16 protein-coding genes are annotated in these 20,546 nt (G+C 66.0%); 1 reads left to right on the forward strand and 15 read right to left on the reverse strand.

What is annotated here, in order from left to right:
- Positions 1–7: 7 nt before the first annotated feature.
- From CLU94_RS06815 to CLU94_RS06875, 13 genes are all read right to left on the reverse strand, one after another.
- Positions 8–400: a RidA family protein gene (locus tag CLU94_RS06815; protein ID WP_099665086.1), complete on the reverse strand. Its 393-nt coding sequence runs from the start codon at positions 398–400 to the stop codon at positions 8–10.
- Between the two features lie 17 nt (positions 401–417).
- The gene (locus CLU94_RS06820) at positions 418–1,578 is read right to left on the reverse strand and encodes an acyl-CoA dehydrogenase family protein (protein WP_099665087.1); all 1,161 of its coding nucleotides are present in this window, start codon (positions 1,576–1,578) and stop codon (positions 418–420) included.
- 1 nt (position 1,579) lies between these two features.
- A complete protein-coding gene (locus CLU94_RS06825) occupies positions 1,580–2,434 on the reverse strand; it encodes an enoyl-CoA hydratase family protein (RefSeq protein ID WP_099665088.1) in 855 nt (284 codons plus the stop codon).
- Positions 2,435–2,444: 10 nt separating this feature from the next.
- Positions 2,445–2,948 carry a MarR family winged helix-turn-helix transcriptional regulator gene (locus CLU94_RS06830; protein ID WP_099665089.1) on the reverse strand — a complete coding sequence of 168 codons (504 nt, stop codon included), beginning with the start codon at positions 2,946–2,948 and terminating at the stop codon, positions 2,445–2,447.
- 13 nt (positions 2,949–2,961) lie between these two features.
- Positions 2,962–3,750, reverse strand: coding sequence for an SDR family NAD(P)-dependent oxidoreductase (locus tag CLU94_RS06835; protein ID WP_099665090.1), 789 nt, complete (start codon positions 3,748–3,750; stop codon positions 2,962–2,964).
- Between the two features lies 1 nt (position 3,751).
- Positions 3,752–6,151, reverse strand: coding sequence for a bifunctional salicylyl-CoA 5-hydroxylase/oxidoreductase (locus CLU94_RS06840; protein WP_099665091.1), 2,400 nt, complete (start codon positions 6,149–6,151; stop codon positions 3,752–3,754).
- Positions 6,148–7,767 carry an AMP-binding protein gene (locus tag CLU94_RS06845; RefSeq protein WP_099665092.1) on the reverse strand — a complete coding sequence of 540 codons (1,620 nt, stop codon included), beginning with the start codon at positions 7,765–7,767 and terminating at the stop codon, positions 6,148–6,150. Before CLU94_RS06845 ends, CLU94_RS06840 begins: the two co-directional genes overlap by 4 nt.
- A 93-nt stretch (positions 7,768–7,860) precedes the next feature.
- The gene (locus tag CLU94_RS06850; RefSeq protein WP_077400918.1) at positions 7,861–8,571 is read right to left on the reverse strand and encodes a response regulator; all 711 of its coding nucleotides are present in this window, start codon (positions 8,569–8,571) and stop codon (positions 7,861–7,863) included.
- 86 nt (positions 8,572–8,657) lie between these two features.
- A complete protein-coding gene (locus CLU94_RS06855) occupies positions 8,658–12,887 on the reverse strand; it encodes a hybrid sensor histidine kinase/response regulator (RefSeq protein ID WP_257218707.1) in 4,230 nt (1,409 codons plus the stop codon).
- A gap of 54 nt (positions 12,888–12,941) precedes the next feature.
- Positions 12,942–14,111, reverse strand: a complete 1,170-nt coding sequence (locus CLU94_RS06860; protein ID WP_034751717.1) for a patatin-like phospholipase family protein — start codon at positions 14,109–14,111, stop codon at positions 12,942–12,944.
- 41 nt (positions 14,112–14,152) lie between these two features.
- Positions 14,153–15,928: a gamma-glutamyltransferase gene (gene ggt, locus CLU94_RS06865; RefSeq protein ID WP_099665093.1), complete on the reverse strand. Its 1,776-nt coding sequence runs from the start codon at positions 15,926–15,928 to the stop codon at positions 14,153–14,155.
- Positions 15,929–16,012: 84 nt separating this feature from the next.
- The gene (locus CLU94_RS06870) at positions 16,013–16,771 is read right to left on the reverse strand and encodes a 3-hydroxyacyl-CoA dehydrogenase (protein WP_099665094.1); all 759 of its coding nucleotides are present in this window, start codon (positions 16,769–16,771) and stop codon (positions 16,013–16,015) included.
- A 152-nt stretch (positions 16,772–16,923) separates the two neighbouring features.
- A complete protein-coding gene (locus CLU94_RS06875) occupies positions 16,924–17,361 on the reverse strand; it encodes a hypothetical protein (protein ID WP_099665095.1) in 438 nt (145 codons plus the stop codon).
- Between the two features lie 278 nt (positions 17,362–17,639).
- Between CLU94_RS06875 and CLU94_RS06880 the strand changes: the two genes are divergently transcribed.
- On the forward strand, positions 17,640–19,700 hold the full coding sequence (locus CLU94_RS06880) for a TonB-dependent receptor domain-containing protein (RefSeq protein WP_099665096.1): 2,061 nt from the start codon (positions 17,640–17,642) through the stop codon (positions 19,698–19,700).
- Between the two features lie 4 nt (positions 19,701–19,704).
- Here the strand turns inward: CLU94_RS06880 and CLU94_RS06885 are convergent, their stop codons facing one another.
- Positions 19,705–20,055, reverse strand: a complete 351-nt coding sequence (locus CLU94_RS06885; RefSeq protein WP_257218708.1) for a glycine zipper family protein — start codon at positions 20,053–20,055, stop codon at positions 19,705–19,707.
- A 13-nt stretch (positions 20,056–20,068) separates the two neighbouring features.
- Entirely contained in the window at positions 20,069–20,455 is a 387-nt protein-coding gene (locus CLU94_RS06890; protein ID WP_099665097.1) for a hypothetical protein, read from the reverse strand.
- Positions 20,456–20,546: the final 91 nt, after the last annotated feature.

Genomic DNA, 20,546 nt, shown 5'->3' on the forward strand with positions numbered 1-20,546 from the left:
GCAGCCATCATGGCGGCAGCACGGCCGTCACCTCGATTTCCACCCTGGCGCGATCCTCGATCAGGCCGGCCACCTGCACGGCCGTCATGGCTGGAAAATGCTTGCCGATCAGCTCCCGGTACGCCACGCCGATTTGCGGATACGCCGCCACATACTCCTTCTTGTCGAGCACATACCAGTTCATGCGCACGATGTGCTCGGGCAAGGCGCCCGCCTCCGCCAGCACGGCGACGATATTCTGCAAGGCCTGGCGTACCTGCCCCGCAAAATCGTCCGTATGGAACCGGCCCTGCGCATCCCAGCCTATCATGCCGCTGACGTACACCGTGCGTCCGCTGGCGGCCACGCCGTTCGCATAGCCGCGCGGCCTGGCCCATCCCGGTGGTTGCAGCACTTGCATTGCGTTCTCCTGGTTATTCATGCATGTCCCGCCTCGCGCAGCAGTTCGCGCGCGATGATCAATTGCTGTACTTCGCTGGCGCCCTCGTAGATGCGCAAGGCGCGGATTTCACGGTACAGGCGCTCGACCGGATGGTCGCTGACCACGCCCATGCCGCCGAACAGCTGCACGGCCGCGTCGATCACCTGCTGCGCCGTTTCCGTGGCCGTCAGCTTGGCCATGGCCGCTTCCTTCGTCACCTTGCGGCCCTGGTCGCGCTGCCAGGCGGCGCGGTAGGTCAGCAAGGCTGCCGCCTCAATGCCGGTGGCCATCTGCGCTAATTTTGCCTGCGTCAGCTGGAAGTCCGCCAGGGTCTGGCCGAACATCTGGCGCGCCATGGCGTGACGCAGCGCCTCGTCAAAGGCGCGCCGCGCGAAGCCCAGCGCGGCGGCGGCCACCGACGTGCGGAACACGTCCAGCGTGGCCATCGCCACCTTGAAACCCTGTCCCGCCTCGCCCAGGCGCTGCGTGGCGGGCACGCGACAGGCATTGAAACGCAGGCGCGCCAGCGGGTGCGGCGCGATCACCGCGATGCGCTCGGCGATTTCCAGGCCGGGATTGTCCGCGTCGACGATGAAGGCGCTGATGCCGCGCGCGCCCGGCGCCTCGCCCGTACGCGCGAACACCACGTAAAAGTCGGCGATGCCGCCGTTCGAGATCCACGTCTTTTCGCCATCGAGCACGTAGTCGTCGCCATCGCGGCACGCCGCGCACGCCATCGCCGCCACGTCGGAGCCAGCCTGCGGCTCGGACAGGGCAAAGGCGGCGATGCGCTTGCCGCTGGCCACGTCCGGCAGATAGCGCGCCTTGTTGTCGGCGCTGCCGAACAGGCCGATGGCGCCGGAACCGAGTCCCTGCATGGCGAAGGCGAAATCGGCCAGGCCGTTATGGCGCGCCAGGGTTTCGCGCATCAGGCAAATGGCGCGCGTGTCGATCTTGCCATCGGTGCCCGTGGCGTATGCCAGCCAGCCGCCCTGCCCCAGTTGCGCCACCAGCGCGCGGCAGGCGGCATCGACGTCGGCGCCATGGGCTTCCTGCAGGTGCCGCGAAGCCCAGGCATCGAGTTCGCGTTCAAGTTCGGCATGCCGCGCTTCGAAAAACGGCCAGTCCAGGTAAGTCGTATCACGCGTGCTGCTCATGTCAGTCGCCCTCGAATTGCGGTTTTTCTTTCGCCACGAAGGCGTGATAGGCGCGGTGAAAATCGTTGGTGGCCATGCAAATGGCCTGCGCCTGCGCTTCCGCCTCGATGGCTTCATCGACGCCCATGTTCCACTCCTGCTGCAGCATTTTTTTCGTCATGCCGTGCGCGAAGGTGGGGCCGCCGGCCAGGCCGGCGGCGAACAGCTGCGCCGCCTCGGCCAGCTCCCCGGGTTCGACCAGGCGGTTGAGCCAGCCCCAGCGTTCGGCCTCGCTTCCAGGCAGGGAGCGCCCCGTGTACAGCAATTCGGCGGCGCGGCCCTGACCGATCACGCGCGGCAGCAAGGCGCAGGCACCCATGTCGCAGCCGGCCAGGCCCACGCGGGTAAACAAAAAGGCCGTCTTGCTGCGCGCCGTGCCGATGCGGATATCGGAGGCCAGCGCCAGCATGGCGCCAGCGCCCGCGCAAATGCCGTCGATGGCGGCGACGATAGGTTGCGGACAGGCGCGCATGGCTTTCACCACGTCGCCCGTCATGCGGGTAAACGCCAGCAGGCCGGGCATGTCGAGCTGCGTCAGGGGGCCGATGATGTCGTGCACGTCGCCGCCCGAACAGAAATTGTCGCCGCTGCCCGTGATGACCACGGCCTTCACATCGTCCGCATGCGCCAGCGCGCGGAACAGCTCGCGCAGCTCCGCATACGAATCGAAGGTGAGCGGATTCTTGCGCTCGGGCCGGTGCAAGGTCAATGTGGCGACGCCTGCGTCGACGGAAAACAGAAAATGCCGCGCGGCGTAGCCTGCCAGGCTGGCGCGGTTGCCTGGCAGGTCTTGCGGCTGGCCGGGTAGATGGCGCATGCTCAGTCCTTTAGGGGGTGTTATTCAACTGCTGCTTCATGTGCGACAGCAGGTCGATCAATCGGGTTTTGTCGTCCGGCGTCACGCCGTGCAGCAGTTCGGCGATCCAGCCTTCGTGCACGCGCGCCATTTCGTCGAACGCGCGCCGGCCCGCCGGCGTCAGCTTGACGCTGTACGAGCGGCGGTCCTTCGGGTCGACCACGCGCGCCACCAGTTTTTCCTGCTCCAGCTGGTCGGTGATGCCCGTGATATTGCCGCCAGTGACCATCATGCGCTTGGACAGTTCGCCCATGCGTAGACCTTCGGGAAAGCGTTCCAGCTGCGCCATCAAGTCGAAGCGGGGCAAGGTGATGCCGAAGGTGGCGCGCAGGCGCGTGCGCACCTCGTTTTCAATCTTGACCGTGCACGAGAGCATGCGCAGCCACAGCTTGAGCGACTGGTGGTGGTCCTGCGTCAACCGGCTGGCCAGATCCAGCACGGGTTCGTCCTGCACATTGTCGGGTTCTTTATCCATGGTCTTCATTCCGTTACATGACTTCGCCGCCGGCGACGGCGATCGATTGTCCATTCATGGCTGCCGACGCGGGCAGGCATAGCCACGCCACCGCATCGGCCACTTCGCGCGGCTGCACCAGCCGCTGCTGCGGATTGCTGGCCGCCAGTTCCGCGCGCGCCGCATCTTCGCCGCGCCCCGTCTTGCGCACGATATTCTGCACGGCCTGGGCCACCATGTCCGTTTCCGTGTAGCCGGGGCAGACGGCGTTGACGGTGACGCCGCGCGGCGCCACTTCCAGCGCCAGCGCGCGCGTCAGGCCGATCACGCCATGCTTGGCGGCGACGTAGGCGCTGACGTAGCGGTAGCCTTTCAAGCCCGCCGTCGACGCCACGTTGACGATGCGCCCCCAACCCGCTTCCAGCATGCCCGGCATGGCCGCCTGGCAGCAGTGGAACACGCCCGTCAGGTTCACGGCCAGCATCTGCTGCCAGATGGCGGTATCCGTCTTGCCGAAAGGCGCCGCATGCGCCTGGCCCGCGTTATTGATCAAGATATCGATGCGGCCGAAATGCGCGGCGGCCTGCGCGAAACCCGCCTGCACGGACGCTTCCACGGCCACATCGAGCACACAGATGGCCACCCTGCCCGCATGGCCCTCTTCTTCCAGCTGCATGCGCGCGCGCGCCAGCCGCGCGCCGTCGCGCCCGGCCAGGGTGACGCGGGCGCCCGCGTCCAGCAACGCGCCCGCGCAGGCCAGGCCGATGCCGCTGCCGGCGCCCGTCACCAACGCATGCCTGTCGATTATCGCTTGCGTCTTCATGTCATCCTTCCAGCAGCCGCGCGGCTACCTGTTGCGGGGTGAGACCCGTATTGGCGGCCGCCAGCTGGCGCTCGCGCTGCAGATTGCGTTCCAGCTGCTGCTGGCCCGGCCGGTACTGTTTCGGCCAGACAGCTCCGGCGCCGCTGTAGCCGATGCGCGCCGTCTCCGTCAGGGTCCAGGCCGGGTTGGCCAGGTGCGGCCGGCCCACGGCGCACAGGTCGGCGCGCCCGGCGGCGATGATGCTGTTGGCGTGGTCGGCTTCAAAGATCGAGCCGACGGCCATACTGGCGATGCCCGCCTCGTTGCGCACGCGGTCGGCGAACGGTGCCTGGAACATGCGCCCGTAGACTGGCTGTTCGAGCTTGCTGACCTGACCCGAGGAGCAGTCGATCAGGTCGGCGCCCGCCTGCTTGAACAGGCGCGCGATGACGACGGCGTCGTCAGGCGTGATGCCGCCATCGACCCAGTCGTGGGCCGAGATGCGCACGCTCATGGGTTTATCTTGCGGCCAGGCGGCCCGCATGGCGCGAAATACGCGCAGCGGATAGCGGCAGCGGTTTTCCAGGCTTCCGCCATATTCATCCGTGCGGCGGTTGGTCAGCGGCGAGATAAAACTCGACAGCAGATAGCCGTGCGCGCAATGCAGCTCCAGCCAGTCGAAACCGGCGACGGCCGCCGCCAGGGTGGCGCGCACGAAATCCTGCTCGATGCGCGCCAGGTCGCTTTCCGTGGCCGCACGCGCCACCTGCGACACGCCGGCCAGGTATTGCTGCTCCGAGGCCGAGATCAGCGGCCAGTTACCCTCTTTCAAGGGCAGGTCGATGCCATCCCACATGGGCCGCGTCGAGCCTTTCGCCCCCGCGTGGCCCAGCTGCAGGGCGATCTTCGCATCGCTGTTCGCATGCACGACATCGACGATGCGGCGCCAGGCCTGCGTGTGCGCTTCGCTGTACATGCCCGGGCAGGCGGGCGTGATGCGCGCATCGGCCGACACGCACGTCATCTCGGCAAATACCAGCCCCGCGCCGCCCATGGCGCGTGCACCCAGGTGCATCAGATGGTAGTCGCCCGCCACGCCATCGACGGCGCTGTATTGCGCCATCGGCGAGACGGCGATGCGGTTTTTCAGCAGCACGCTGCGCAAGCGGAATGGCGTGAGCATGGGCGGCAAGGCCTCGTCCAGCATCGCCACGCCAGCCTGCTCGCCCGCGCGCCACGCCAGCCATCGCTCGTAATCGGCCACGTAGGCAGGGTCGCGCAGGCGCAGGTTTTCATGCGAGATGCGCTGGCTGCGCGTGAGCATGGAGTAGGCAAACTGCGGCGCTTCCATGGCGCTGTAGCGCTCGACGTTTTCAAACCATTCCATGGAATTGCGCGCCGCGCTCTGGATTTTCAGCACCTCGATGGCGCGCAGCTGCTGGTAGGCGGTCAGCGCAGCATCCGTACCGGCAGCGGCAGCGGCAGCGGCAGCGGCATGCTGGCCGAAACAGCGCGCCAGTTCGATCGCGTCTTCCAGCGCCAGCTTGGTCCCCGAGCCTATGGAGTAATGCGCCGTGTGGGCCGCGTCGCCCATCAGCACGACGGGCACGCCATCCTGGCGGTGCACCCATTGGCGGCAGACGATGCGGGGGAAGGTGATCCACTGGGCCGAGCCGCGCAGGTGCGGCGAATTGCTCAGCAAGCCGTGGCCATCGAGTTCCTCGGCGAACAGGGCTGCGCAAAAGGCGATGCCCTCTTCCTGGCTCATGGCATCGAGGCCCGCCGCACGCCACACATGTTCGGGCGTTTCGACGATGAAGGTCGAGGTCTCGCCGTCATACTGGTAGATATGCGCCTGGAACCAGCCGTGCGGCGTCTGGCGGAAGGCGAACGTGAAGGCCTCGAATTTCTTGCGCGTGCCCAGCCAGACGAAGCGGCAATGGCGCTGGTCGATCTCGGGCTGGTAGCTGGCCGCATAGCGGGTGCGGATGCGGCTGTTCAAGCCGTCGCTGGCGATCACCAGGTCGGCGCCGTACTGGCGCGCGATGGCCTGGTCGTCCTGCACTTCCGTCTCGAACACCAGCTGCACGCCAAGTTCCTCGCAGCGCGCCTGCAGGATGTTGAGCAGGCGCTTGCGGCCGATGCCGCAAAAGCCATGGCCCCCGGAGCGCACGGTCTCGCCCTTGAAGTGGATCTCGATATCGTCCCAGTGGTTGAACGCCTGCAGGATGGCGCGCGCCGTCGGCTCGTCCGCGTTGGCCAGATTGCCCAGGGTCTGGTCGGAAAACACGACGCCCCAGCCAAACGTGTCATACGGGCGGTTGCGCTCGATGACAGTGATGCGGTGCGCGGGGTCCTGCTTTTTCATGAGCAGGCTGAAATACAGGCCGGCGGGGCCGCCGCCGATGCAGACAATATTCATGGAGTGTCCGTGCGAAGTTTGAAGCGCTGCAGCTTGCCCGTTTCCGTGCGCGGCAGGGAAGGCAGGAAATGGATGGCGCGCGGGTATTTATACGGGGCGATCTGCTGGCGCACGAAGTCCTGCAGTTCGGCCGCAAGCAGGTCGCTGGCCTGGCAGCCCTCCTTGAGCACCACGTGCGCTTCGACGATCTGGCCACGCTCGGCGTCGGCGCGCCCGACCACGCCGCATTCGGCCACGGCCGGGTGGCGCAGCAGCGCCTCTTCCACTTCCGGGCCGGCGATGTTGTAGCCGGCCGAAACGATCATGTCGTCGCTGCGCGAGCGGTAATAGAAATAGCCGTCGGCATCCATCTCGAAGGTGTCGCCCGTCAGGTTCCAGCCATTCTGCACATACTCGCGCTGGCGCGGGTCGGACAGGTAGCGGCAACCGGTAGGGCCTTTCACGGCCAGGCGGCCCGTCACGCCGGGCGGCTGCGGCACGCCGGCGTCATCGACGATGCATGCCTGGTAGCCGGGGATGGCCTTGCCGATGGTGCCACGGCGGATGCCCTCGCCCGTGGCGGAAATGAAGATGTGCAGCATCTCGGTGGCGCCGATGCCGTCCGTCATGGCCAGGCCCGTCGCCGCCTGCCAGGCGTCGCGCGTGGCCAGCGGCAGCGCTTCGCCGGCCGAGACGGACAGGCGCAGGCTGCGCAAGTCGTGGCTGGCCGCCAGGGGCGCCATCTGGCGGTAAAAGGTGGGCGCCGTGAAGCAGATGGTGGCGTGATAGGCCTCGATGGCGCGCAGCAGGCCGTCGGGCGTGAGTTTTTCCAGCAGCACGGCGCAAGCGCCAAAGCGCAGGGGGAACAGCAGCAAGCCACCGAGGCCGAAGGTGAACGCCAGCGGCGGCGTGCCGATGAAGATGTCGTCGGCGCGCACCTGCAGCATGGAGCGGGGAAAGCAGTCGCAGATGGCCAGCAGGTCGCGGTGCATGTGCATGGTGCCTTTGGGGACGCCCGTCGTGCCCGAGGTAAAGCTGATCAGGCAGACGTCGTCGGCCGCCGTATCGCATGCGGCAAATGGCGCATCGTGGGCCGCCATGCGCTGTTCCAGTTCGACGCCCTCGGCGCCAAAGCACAGCATGGCGGGCAAGCCGGGCACGCCATCGAGTTCCCCGCGCAAGCCTTGCGCGCACAGCACGGCGTTCACTTCCGCCTTGGCCAGGATGGTGGACAGTTCACGCGCGCGCAGCAGCGGCATGGTGGGCACGGCGATGCAGCCCGCTTTCAGCACGGCCAGCAGGCAGGCGGCCATCATGGGCGTATTCGCGCCGCGCAGCAGCACGCGGTTGCCGGGGATCAGGCGCAGGTCGCTGCGCAGCACGTGGGCGATGCGGTCGACCTGCCGCGCCAGCTGCGCGTACGTCCAGCGCTGGCCGTCGGCAAGGATGGCGGTGCGCCCGCCGCCGCCATTGGCCACGGCGGCATCGAGCAGCGCGGCGACGCAATTGAGGCGCACCGGATACTGCAGTTCCGGCAAGTCAAGGCACAGCTGCGGCCAGAGTGCGCGCGGCGGCAAATGCGCGCGCGCAAAGTCGTCCTGGGGAGATGCGGTGGTAGGCGAAGGGTCGCTGCTCATGCTCATCCTGGCTGGTAGCGGGCGCGTGCACAAGGCCCGGAAGCAGATACTTTAAACCTAAAGTATTTTCCCGGCAAGCAAAAAACAGCAGATTCAGTCGATCCCGTCCTGTTGCCGCAGCAGGCGCGCCTGCTGCGCCACGCTGCGCGCCAGCGCGGCCAGCGCCGTCTGCATCTGGTCGCCATCGAGCACCGAGGCCTGCAGCAGGGCCATCATCCCGGCTTCCGCGCCATGCAACCCCAGGGTGCGGCAACCGAGGTGCAGCCGTTCGAGCTGCTGGCGCGCCTGGGCCGGCTCGCCGCGCGCCAGCAAGGCGTCGACCTGTTCGCTGGCGGCGACTATCTGCCCCTGGAAGCCCGTCAGATACGCCAGCAGGCGTTCGCTGTCGATGCCCAGCCGCTGCAAGGTGTCGCGCGGCGCCTCGGCCGGCAAGGCCGAGACGTCGAAGCAGGCGTCGATATGCTGGCGCACCTGCTCCGGCTGGAAAGGCTTGACGATGTAGCCGGCGGCGCCGGCCTGCACGGCGTCGCGCACCGTATCCTGGTCATTGGCCGACGACACGAGCACCAGCGGCATGGCATCAAGCGCGCTGTCGGAGCGGATTTTCTGCAGCAGTTCCATACCGGACAGGCGCGGCATGCGCAAGTCGCAGAAGCACAGCGACGGGCGCAAGCCGCCTTCGAGCTGTTCCCACGCCGCCGCGCCATCTTCGGCTTCCACGATATCGTGCACGCCACAGCTGTCGATCAAATGCATCAATACCATGCGCGACACGACATCATCGTCAACCACCAGTACTTTCATTGCTTTCTCCATTGGCGGCAGCGTCTCGGTGCCTGGCCGTATTCTACCCAGTTTCGCCGCGCGCTCCATGGCCGGCATTGCCTATTTTACATTTCCTTGTCCAAAACAGCTATTTGCGCCAACAGTGCGCGCAATTGCGGCAAATGCAGGGCCACCTGCGTCCAGCGCCCGCCGTCCGCCGCTTCTTCCATTTCCGTGCACAGCATGTGCAGCTGCGTTTCATCGAGGTAGGCGGCGCTGCCCTTCAAACCGTGCAGCAGGCGCCCGGCGTTGTCCTTGTCCTGCGCCGCCAGGGCGTCGTCGAGTTCACGCAAACGCCCTTCCAGGTCGGCGACGAAGGCGACGCGGATGCGCCGTTGCAGTTCGCCGCTGCGGATGGACTGGGAAGGCGCCGCGACGGGAACTGCCGGCGCGATGCCGAACAGGGCGTCGAGTTCGGCCTGTCCCCGCACCGTGCCGCGCGGCGCGTTCGACGGCATGCGCGGCAACATGAAACCGCGCTGCAGCTGGCGCTCGATGGCGCGCGCCAGCAAGCCATGCAGCACCGCCTCGTCGACGGGCTTGCTGAGGAAATCATCCATGCCGACGCCAAGATAGCGGCTGCGGTCTTCTTCGCTGGCGTTCGCCGTCAGGGCCACGATCATCAATTCCTGGTCGCGCACGGGCTGGTCCGGCCAGCCGCCCACGCGGATCAGGCGCGTCGCCGTGGCGCCGTCCATCTCCGGCATGCGCCCATCCATCAGGATCAGGTCATAGCGCGTATGCACGCAAGCCGCCACCGCCAGCACGCCGTTGGCGACCACGTCGACCCGGTGCCCCAGCTCTTCGAGCATGACGCGGATGATGATCTGGTTGGTGGGGAAGTCTTCCGCGCACAGCACGCGCAACTGGTGGCTGTGCGGCGCCAGCGCCACCTGCGGCACCAGCGGTGGCGCCACGCCATCGGCCAGCGGCAAGGTGAAGGCAAAGGTACTGCCCTGCCCCGGCGTGCTGGCCACCTCGATCTGGCCATCCATCAGTTCAACCAGCTGGCGGCAAATCGCCAGGCCCAGTCCCGTGCCGCCGTAGCGCCGCGTGGTGCTGGCGTCAGCCTGCTCGAACTTCTGGAACAGCCGCGCCATGGCATCGGCATCGATGCCGATGCCGCTGTCGCTGACGGTAAAGCGGATCAGGTTGACCTTGCGTCCGCCGCTGCCGCTGGCCACGCCGGCCCGTTCGACGCTCAGGCTGACCCCACCGCGCTGGGTGAACTTGAACGCATTGCCGACCAGGTTGACCAGCACCTGGCGCAAGCGGGTCGGGTCGCCCACCACGAAGGGCGGCAGGTCGGGCGCGAAATCGATGGCGAAACCGATGCTGCGCGCGGCAGCCTGCTCCTCGAACAGGGTGACGACCGTCTCGATCGCCGCGCCGAGCGCGAAGTCGATGTTTTCGATACTCAGCTTGCCCGCCTCGATCTTGGAAAAATCGAGCAAGTCATTGATGATCACCAGCAGCGACTGGGCGTTGGCCTGGCCGCGCAGGATCTGCTCGCGCGTGGCGTCGTGCAGCTGCTCGTCGCGCAGGGCAAAGCCCAGCATGCCGATCACGCCGGCCAGCGGCGTGCGCATCTCGTGGCTCATGTTGGCCAGGAATTCCGACTTCTGGCGCGTCGCATCCTCGGCCTTGCGCTTGGCCTGGCGCAGGCTTTCTTCGTTTTTCGTCAGGCTGCTGTTGACTTGCGCCAGCTTTTCCGACTGCGCCAGCACTTCGATTTCCTTGCTCTGCAACTCCGCCGTGCGTTCGCTGACCTGCTTTTCCAGTTCATTCTGCTGATGCCGCAGCGCGCGCACGCGCTGGCGGTACGCGCCATATATGGCGCCCAGCAGCAGCGCCGCCATCAGGGTGCGGAACCACCAGGTTTTCCAGAACGGCGGCAGGATCGTGATGGCCAGGGTGGCACCGCTCTCGTTCCACACGCCGTCCTTGTTGGCCGCCTTGACGCGAAACACGTAGTTGCCGGCATCGAGGTTGGTGTAGGTGGCAAAGCGCCGCCCCGCATCCGTCATGACCCAGTCCTGGTCGAAGCCTTCGAGTCGGTAGGCGAACATGTTGCGCTGGGGCGCGGCGAAATGCAGGGCCGCGAATTCCAGCGAAAAGACGCTTTCGCGGCTGGTCAGCACCAAGTTGCGCGTATGGTCGATCGCCGCCTTGAGCACGTGCGCGAACTCGCCGCGGCCGATGGCCACCGGCTTGTTGAATATCTGCAGCTCCGTGATGGCCACCAGCGGCGGCACGCGGTTGTCGTGGATATCCTCCGGCACAAACGCCGTCATGCCGTTGAAGCCGCCGAAATACATGGTGCCATCGGCCGCGCGCAGGGCCGCGCCATCGAAGTACGAGCCTTCCACGGTGCCATCGGCGCTGTCGTAATTGCGGAACAGGCCGCTGCGCATGTCGAGCCGCGTGATGCCGCTGTTCGTGCTCAGCCACAGCTGCTCGTTGTCGTCGCCGAGGATGCTGGCGACGGCGTCGTCGGCCATGCCATCCTTGCGCACGAAGCGGCGGAAGCGGATCTCGCCCTTGGCGTCGACGTCCATGCGGTTCAAGCCATTGGCCGTGCCCACCCACAGCACGCCGCGCTTGTCTTCGTGCAGGAAATGCACTTCATCGTGGCTCAGGCTATGCGGGTTTTGCGGATCGTGGCGGAAATGGCGGAAGTGGCCGCTGGCGCGGTCCAGCAAGTCCAGGCCGTGGAAGGAACCTATCCACAAGCGCCCCTTGCCGTCTTCCAGCACGGGCCGCACCATGTTGTCGGACAGGCTGTTCGGGTTGGCCGGGTCGTGGCGGTAGGTGGTAAAGCGGCGGCTGACGGGGTCGAAGCGGTGCACGCCGCCCCGCGTCGAGACCCACAGCATGCCGCTGCGGTCGCTCACGATATTGCGGATCGTGTCGCTGTTCGGGTCGCCGGCGGCAAAGCGCATGGTAAAAAAACGCCCGAGGGCCGGATCGAAGCGGTGCAAGCCCGTCGAGCCGCCCACCCACAGCACGCCGTCCGGCGCCTTGTACAGGGTGGTGACCTGCTCGTCGCGCGACATGCCGGGCGAGCTGCGCAGATCGAACAGCCGCGAGCTGCCGTCGCGCGTGTCGTACAGTTTCAGGCCGCCCTTGGTGGCCAGCCACAGCTTGCCATCGCCCGCATCGGCCACGGCGCGCACTTTCTTGTCCGCCAGCGCGCCCACGTCGCCGGGCGCGCGCGCCATGCGCGAAAAGCCGCCACTACCCAGGTCGACCCGGCTCACGCCGCTGTACCAGGAGCCGACCCAGAAGGTGCCCGCGCGGTCGCGGTACAAGGACGACAGCTGGTTGTCGGCGACGCTGAATTTGTCGCCCGTCTGATGCCGGTATTGCAGGAAGGTGTCGCTCGCGGGCAGCCAGCGGAACAGGCCGTCGGCATTGCTGCCCAGCCAGACGGTGGCGTCGACATCCTGGTACAGGCTGGCGACGCGGATGGCGGAAAAGCCATGCTTCTCGCCGAAGCGCACGCGCGCCTGCGGCGGCTGGCCGGCGCCGCCCAGGCGCCAGCGCTCGGCGCCCGCCATTGTGCCGATCCACAGGTTCTGCTGGCGGTCGATCAGCAGCGACTGGATCACGTTGTATTTCGAGCCTGGCTCCGTGTCGACGGCAAAATGCTCGAAGCGCTCGCTGCCCGGCGCCAGCATGTCCAGGCCCGTTACCGTGCCGATCCACAGGCGCTGTTGCGCGTCCAGCGCCAGCGCCTTGATTTCATTGTCGCCCAGGCTGTGCGGATTGCCCTCTTCATGGTGCCAGGTGCGGAAGGTGCCCGTGGCGGGGTCGAAATGCTGCAAGCCGTCCGAGGTGGCGATCCAGAAGCCGCGCGCGCCATCGTCGAGGATGGCGTGGATATGCCGGTTGCCGTTGCCGCGCTTGCTCTTTTCGGCCGGGACGTAATGGATGAAGGTCTGGCTGGCGGCGTCGAAGCGGTCCAGGCCATTGTCGGTGCCGATCCACAGCTGGCCCTGGCTATCGACATGCAGCTCGCCCACCCAATTGTCGGCCAGGCTGGTCTTGTCGCCCTCGATATTTTTATAGACGACCATGCGGTAGCCATCGTAGCGGCTCAGGCCAGACTGGCTGCCGAACCACATATAGCCCTGCCGGTCCTGGGCGATGGCCAGCACCGATTCCTGCGCCAGGCCCTGGTCGACGCTGAGCTGGTCGAAACGCAGGGTGGGCGCAGGCGCCGCCGCGGCCGGGACGCCCAGCAGCAGAATTAACAGTAAAGCAACATCGTAAACACGTCGAAATACCAGCACAATCGTCCTGTCAAAAAAAACGCGAAAAACCCGCACACCGCTCCAGGGGCCGTCTCAGGAACCAAAGAACGCCAGGACATCATCCTTGCGGGCTTGCGTATCGCGCTGTCCAAGACGGATCAGCTCGTTAGTATACGTCGATTCGAACAATAAATACGATGCCAGCGCCGCGCCGCGCGCTTCGGCCGCGCCGATACCCGACAACATGGTGCGGATGGGACGGGGCAAACTGCCGATATGCCGGCTGGCGATGGCGTCGAGCCGCTCGGACGGCGCGATGACCAGCAATTCCACGGGCCGCAAGGCCGTCTTGCCCAGCAATTCGGGCGGCAGCATCGACAGGGTCAGGTTGATGCGGTTCAGACGCTCGATGTCGACGGCCAGCCCATCGAGGAAGATCGACGACAGCGCGTGGCCGGCAATCTGCGCCAGGCTTGGGTAGCGTGCCGCTTCGGACGCGGCGGGCGCCGGTTCCGTCATCCGTCCCGCCCCCACCACCAGCACCTTGTTCGCGCCCAGGTGGATCGCCGGCGAGATCGGCGCCAGCTGGCGCATGGAACCGTCGCCGCAGTATTCGCGCTGGCCGCCCACGTACAGGGGCACGGCGGGAAAGATGAAGGGGATGGCGGCCGAGGCGAGCAAGTGCTCCACGCCGATCTGGTCCGGCAGGGCCAGGCGCTGCGTGCGCACCCAGGGCGCGATATCCTCGGCCGTCTGGTAAAACGTCATGTGGCGGCTGCCCGAGTACGACGACGCCGTCACGGCCAGCGCATGCAGCAGGCCGTCGGCCAGGGCCGCGTCCAGGCGCGGCAGGTCGAGCATGCGGTGCAGCAGGCTGACCAGCGGCGTGTTGTCGAGCAGGGAACTGGGCGGCGATGCGTGCCACTGGCGCAGCAGCCAGCCGAACGACAGCAACGACAGCCAGCGCGCGCCCGAGCGGATCACGCCCAGCGAATCGGCCCGGTAGACTTGCTCGACTTCGATGTGCTGCCACACGTCGAGCAGCTTTTGCACGCCTTCGCCGAAGTTGTCAGCACGGCAGGCCAGCGCCGTGGCGTTGATGGCGCCGGCCGAGGTGCCGCAGATGATGTCGAACGGGTTGCGCGCCGGCGCCCAGCCCGCTTCCCACAAAATCGCCGAAATCGCCTGCAGCACGCCCACCTGGTAGGCGGCACGGGCGCCTCCTCCCGTGAGTATCAAGCCTGTTTTATTTTGCATTCCCATGCCGGCAGATTAGCAGGGTCTTGATACTTTGTGGAAAAGTTTCAATCTCCCTTGACCATGCCTTCACGACGCGGATCGGCGCCGCCAAACCAGAAATCCTTGCCGTGCGCATTCAGCCGCATGATGCCCTGCAAGCCCGAGTTCTGCTCGATCACGCGCACCTCGTGGCCCATCGCCTGCAGCGCCTCGACCTGGGCGGCGGGCGCGCGGCCCTTTTCCAGCTCCGTCGGGCCATTGCGGCTGCCGAAGTTCGGCAGGCTGATCGCCTGCTGCACGTTCAAGCCCCAGTCCATGGTGCCGACCAGCACCTTGGCGACATAGTTGATGATGGACGAGCCGCCGGGCGAACCCGTCGCCAGCACCAGCTTGTGCGTGCCCTTCTCGAACACGAGGGTGGGCGACATGGCGCTGCGCGGACGCTTGCCCGCTTCGACCCGGTTGGCGATGGGGCCGTCGGCATCGCGCGAATCGAACGAGAAATCCGTCAGCTGGTTATTCAGCAAAAAGCCGTCGACCATCTGGCGCGAACCGAACGCGTCTTCCACGCTGGTGGTCATCGACAGGCCGCCCCCAAAAGCGTCCACCGCCACCAGGTGCGAGGTCGACGGGCGCTGCAAGGCGTTGTCCATGCCCCACGCCACCTGCATGCCCGGCGGCGTGCCAGGCATGGCCTTGCCCATGGATTTGTCGCCGATCAGCGAGGCGCGCTGCGCCAGGTAGGTTTTATCCAGCATCGAAGCGACGCCATTGCCGGGCAGCGGCACGAAGTCCGTGTCGGCCACGTAGCGGTTCCGGTCCGCGTAGGCCAGGCGCCCCGCTTCCGAGAACAGGTGGATCGCCTGCGCATCGAGCACGCCGTCGACGGGCGCATACGGCCGGATATCCTTCACTTCCAGCATGCCCAGCATCTGCGCGATGGCGATGCCGCCCGACGATGGCGGCGGCATGCCGCACACGGTCCAGGCCTTGTAGTCGCTGCAGACGGGTTCGCGCACCTTGGCGCGGTAGCCGGCGATGTCCTGCGCCGTCAGCTTGCCCGGATTGGTCGGATGCGCTGCCACCTTGGCGGCGATGTCGCGCGCGATGCGGCCGTTGTAAAACGCGTCGGCGCCGCCACGGGCGATCTCGCGCAGGGTGCGCGCCAGCTGCGGGTTTTTCAGCACGTGGCCGACGGGCCAGGCCTTGCCGTCCGGATCATAGAAATACGCGGCGGCGACAGGGTCGCGCTTCAGGGCCTGGTCCCAGTTCAGCAAGCCGTTGAGGCGCTGGCTGACGGGAAAGCCGCCGTGCGCCAGCTTGATGGCGGGGCCGAACAGGGTCGCCCACGGCAGCTTGCCGTGCTCCTTGTGCGCCAGTTCCAGCATGCGCAGCACGCCCGGCGCGCCCACGGAACGCCCGCCCACCACGCCCGTGGCGCGCGAAACGGGGCTGCCGTCGGCATTCTGGAACAGGTGTTCATCGGCGCTGGCAGGCGCCGTTTCGCGCCCGTCGAACGCTTGCACGCCCTTGGCCGTGGAGTACAGCAAAAAGGCGCCGCCGCCGATGCCCGACGATTGCGGCTCGACCAGGGTGAGCACCAGCTGCGTGGCGATGGCCGCGTCGATGGCGCTGCCGCCCTTTTTCAGCATCTGATAGCCGGCATCGGCGGCCAGCGGATTGGCGGCGGCGACCATGAATTTCTGTGCCGCCCAACCCGATTTCTCCGCATACGCGGTGGCGATTTCCGGTGCCTTTTGCGGCACTTCGGCAAATGCGGGACTGGCAGCGAGGGCTCCCAGCAAGGTCAGGCTCAGCGCCAGCGGCTTCAATGTGATCATGGATTCTCCGATAAAAAAAGGGCGCACAGCCAGGCAAGGCTGTACGCCCCATACGGGGGTATCCTACATCAAATCACGCTAGGCTTATTTGGGCTGCATGCGGATCGCGCCGTCCAATCTAATTGTTTCGCCATTGAGCATGACGTTTTCCACGATGGCTTTCACCAGTTGCGCGTATTCGCCGGGCTTGCCCAGGCGCGATGGGAACGGCACCATCTTGCCCAGCGCGTCCTGCACTTCGGCCGGCATGCCCAGCAACATCGGCGTTTCGAAAATGCCGGGCGCCACCGTCATCACGCGGATGCCGTTGCGCGACAGGTCGCGCGCCATCGGCAGGGTCAGGCCCACCACGGCCGCCTTCGACGACGCATACGCGGCCTGGCCAATCTGGCCATCGTAGGCCGCCACGGAAGCCGTGTTGATGATGATGCCGCGCTCGCCTTCGGCCGTCGCATCCTGTTTTGCCATGGCGTCGGCGGCCAGGCGGCACATATTGAAGGTGCCCACCAGGTTGATGTTGACGACCTTCTGGAACAGGGCCAGCGGATGCGGGCCATCCTTGCCCACGGTTTTCACGGCAGGCGCCACGCCGGCGCAGTTGACCAGGCCGCGCAAGGTGCCCAGCTTCGTGGCTGCCGCCACCACGGCCAGGCCGTCCTCTTCCGACGTCACGTCGCACTGGACGAACACGCCACCGAGTTCAGCGGCCAGCGCCTGGCCCGCTTCCGTCTGCACGTCGGCCAGCACGACCTTGCCGCCGGCCGCCGTCAGCATGCGCGCCGTGGCGGCGCCCAAGCCCGATGCGCCGCCCGTGATGATGAATACATTGTCCTGAATCTGCATGAAATCTCCTGAGTGATAAGGGCCGTGTTCCCGGCGCCTGATGGTTGATACATGATGCCATCATTACGTTTACGTAAACGTAATGTCGGCGACAATTGTAGCCATTTTTATGGTCACCGAGCGAAAACTTGCAGCGCTGGCGAATGAGAAAGTTAAAAACACTGCATGAAAGCGCCATTGCGGTGGCAGATGCGCCCGTTGGCATCGAGCGTGGCGTTGCCCGCGCCGTTGTAGCGCGCGCCTGCCGCATCGCGGCAACCGCCTGAGTCGCATGAGCCGATGGGCTGCGGCGCGCGCGGCATCGGCACGGCCGGGCTGGGCGGCAGGGGCGCGATGGGCACGACCGGTGACGCAGGCTGCGCCGGCATGCGGCCGATCACTTGCGCCACGGAACGGCGCGGCTGCACGGGCGGCGCCGGGCGGCACGGCTCCACCGCCAGCTTGCCGCTGTCGCGCGGGTCGAGCTGGCACACGGGCAAAGGCTCAGTCAAGGACTCGGCAGGCGCCGCCTGCTCCTGCGCCCGGGCATGGCCGCCAGCGAGCAGCATGGAGCACGCCAGTGCCGATATCGTTTTTGCCAGCCTCTTCATGCTGCCTCCCAAGCATCCATCGCAACTTTCATTATTGGCACACGCCGCGCCAGATGCCAGCGCGGGTAACAATTTGTCACGCTTGTACCTGCCATGCGCACAGCGTAACGGTGTTTTATTTCCTTTCAGCACTTTCCTTCTTGCCAGTATGGCATTACAATAAGAACGATTCTTATTCTCATTCGCAGGATGGGAGCGCATTTTTTACTCTTTTCATTCATTCATACCCGAGCCACCCGGAAGGCAGCCAGGAAATAACAACATCCGGAAAGTTCACCATGACCAAGCGTAGTCCCGCCTTCGCAGCCCCCGTTTCCACTCCCGCCCGCTCCATGCATTCCGCCGCCCTGCTCCTGCCCTGCCTGCTCTCGCTGGCCGTCAGCAACGCCTGGGCCGAAGGCAATGTGGCCGCCGATCCCACCATGAACACGGTGGTCGTCACGGCGTCCGGCACGGCCATCGACATCAAGGATGCGCCGGCCAGCATCAGCGTCATCACGCGCGAGGAAATCGAGCGCCAGCCCGTGTATGACTTGAATACCTTGCTGCGCCGTATCCCCGGCGTGACGGGCGGCACCGGCCCCGAAGGCGAAGCGTCGAAGATCAAGCTGCGCGGTTTGCCCGACAAATACACCCTGATCCTGGTCGACGGCAAGCGCGTGGGCAGCTCGAGCGACACGGCTTACCGTCCCGACCTGGGCCGTCAGGACTTGAACTGGATCTCGCCCGACATGATCGAGCGCATCGAAGTGGTACGCGGACCCATGTCGTCGCTGTACGGTTCGGACGCCATGGGCGGCGTGATCAACATCATCACGCGCAAGGTGCCGGGCAAGTGGAACGGTTCGGCCACGGCCAACTACACGCAACCGCAGGAAAGCGACCGCGGCACGGCGCACCAGCTGGGCGTGAACCTGGCCGGTCCCCTGTCGGACACGGTGGGCATGCGCCTGGGCGTGAGCCAGACGCGCCAGAATCCCGATGAAAAATACTTCGAAAAAGCGGGCAGCATGGGTGGCGAACGCAACCAGACTGTCTCGGGCCAGCTGACCTGGGCGCTGGACAAGAAACAGAACCTGTCGCTGGACGCCAGCTATGGCAGGCAGGAAGCCAGCGGTTCGAGCACACGCGATGCGGACGGCGAGTCGCTGGTTCCCAGCTGGGGCGCCAACAAGCTGATACGCAAGAGCGTCAGCCTCGGCTACGAAGGCCGCTGGGACTTCGGCAAGACCACGGTCAACCTGTATCACAACGATTTCGACAACCAATTCGTCGGCACGGTGGCCAAATCCAAGGACAGCACGCTCGATGCCAGCCTGGAAAAACGGGTCGGCTGGGGCGGCATCGAGCAAATGCTGGTGATGGGCGGCCAGTGGAAGCACCAGGAATTGACGAACACGAACACCATCGGCACCGTACCCACCGATTACCTGGGCAACACCGTGAGCGGCGCGACCCTGTCCGGCACCACCTCGGCCCTGTTTGCGGAAGATCAATTGTTCCTGCGCGAGGACTTGACGGCCACGGCCGGCTTGCGCCTCGATCACCACAGCAAGTTCGGCAACCATTACAGTCCGCGCCTGTACCTGGTGTACCACCCTGCCCCCGCCTGGACCATCAAGGGCGGCATCTCGCAAGGCTTCCGCGCCCCGAGCCTGAAGGAAAACTCGCCAGCGGCAGCGACCAACTCGGCCGGACGCGGTTGCGGCAGCCTCAAGCCGCTGGGCTACATCAAGGGCGACTGCTACATGGCCGGCAATGCGGACTTGAAGCCGGAAACGAGCACGGCCGGCGAGATCGGCGTGGCGTGGGAACAGAATGGCTGGGATGTGGGCCTGACCTACTTCCACACGGATTTCAAGAACAAGATCGACTATGCGCCGCTGGGCTTTTACCAGCAGCGCTGGTGGACCAAGATGACGAATATCCAGAAGGCGCGCACCAGCGGCCTGGAAGCGACGGCCACCATCCCGCTGACGAAAAACCTGAACTGGCGTAACAACGTCACCTACATGGCGGAAGCGAAAAACCTGACCACGGGCGCCAACCTGCTGTCGACGCCAAAACTGTCGTGGTACTCGGCGCTGGGCTGGCAAGTCAACGACCAGCTGTTCGGCGAAGTATCGGCCCAGTACACGGGCAAGGAACTCGACGCCGGCAAGCTGGCCGACAAGGCCTACACCATCGTCGACACCGTCGTGTCGTACAAGGTCACGCCGCAATGGACCGTGCGCGGCGGCGTGCAAAACCTGTTCAAGAAGGGTCCGACGGCCGATGGACTGGTCGACTATTACGTGCCGGGACGGCGCATGTTCGTCGGCCTGACGTCGCGCTTCTAAGCGGCTAGTAACGGGGCGGCGGCGTATCGGGCGGCGGCGTGGCGGCATTCGCCGGCACGCCGCCCAGCATCCGCCCGGCCGCGGGCACCTTGTGGCCGCTCGCATACATGCACTTCTGATAAGAATCATCGTAGCTGCGCTGCATGCCATGCGAGGAACTATCGGCCGCGCCCAGGCCGGCCAGTTGCGCCTGCGCGTAGCCACGGCAACTGCCGTCAGCGACGCGGAATTGCTCGAGGCTCTTGCCCGTGCCGGGCAAGGCCGTGGCCGACGGCCCTTCCGGCATCACCGTGCAGGCGGCCAGCAGCAGGGGCACCAGCAGGCCGGCACGCCCCATCAACGATTTCGTGTTCATCTTCGCCTCCCCGTCAGCGCACGCTGGTCGGCAGCACGGCACGCCATGCCGTACTGCAATTTTTCACATAGGGATAATAGCCCTGCGGCCTCGCGCAGTAGTACCACATCTGCGCCGTCGGCTCGCCGCCCTGCTCGATGTACACGGGCGGCGGCTGCACGATCAGGGTGCGCCCATATGGATAGGGATAGCCATACCACGGGTCGCCATACCAGCCAGGCCCGTAGCCATACCACCAGGGATATCCCACCCAGACGCCCACGTGCGAACGACCATGGAAGTGGCCGTGGCCGCCGTGAAAGCCGCCATGCCGGCCCGGCGCCGCCTGGGCTACTCCCGCCGTGACCGCCAATACCAACAGCGCCGCCAGCGCGCCGCCCTTCCTGCTGATGCTGTCCATGACATCCTCCCGCCTTCATGCCCAACTGTGACACTCGTTTCATTATTGACAGAGAGCCAGCACAAGCAAAGGCGCCGTAACAATTGCTCAC

Source organism: Janthinobacterium sp. 13 (genome assembly GCF_002749695.1).
GTDB classification, from domain to species: Bacteria; Pseudomonadota; Gammaproteobacteria; order Burkholderiales; family Burkholderiaceae_D; genus Janthinobacterium; species Janthinobacterium kumbetense.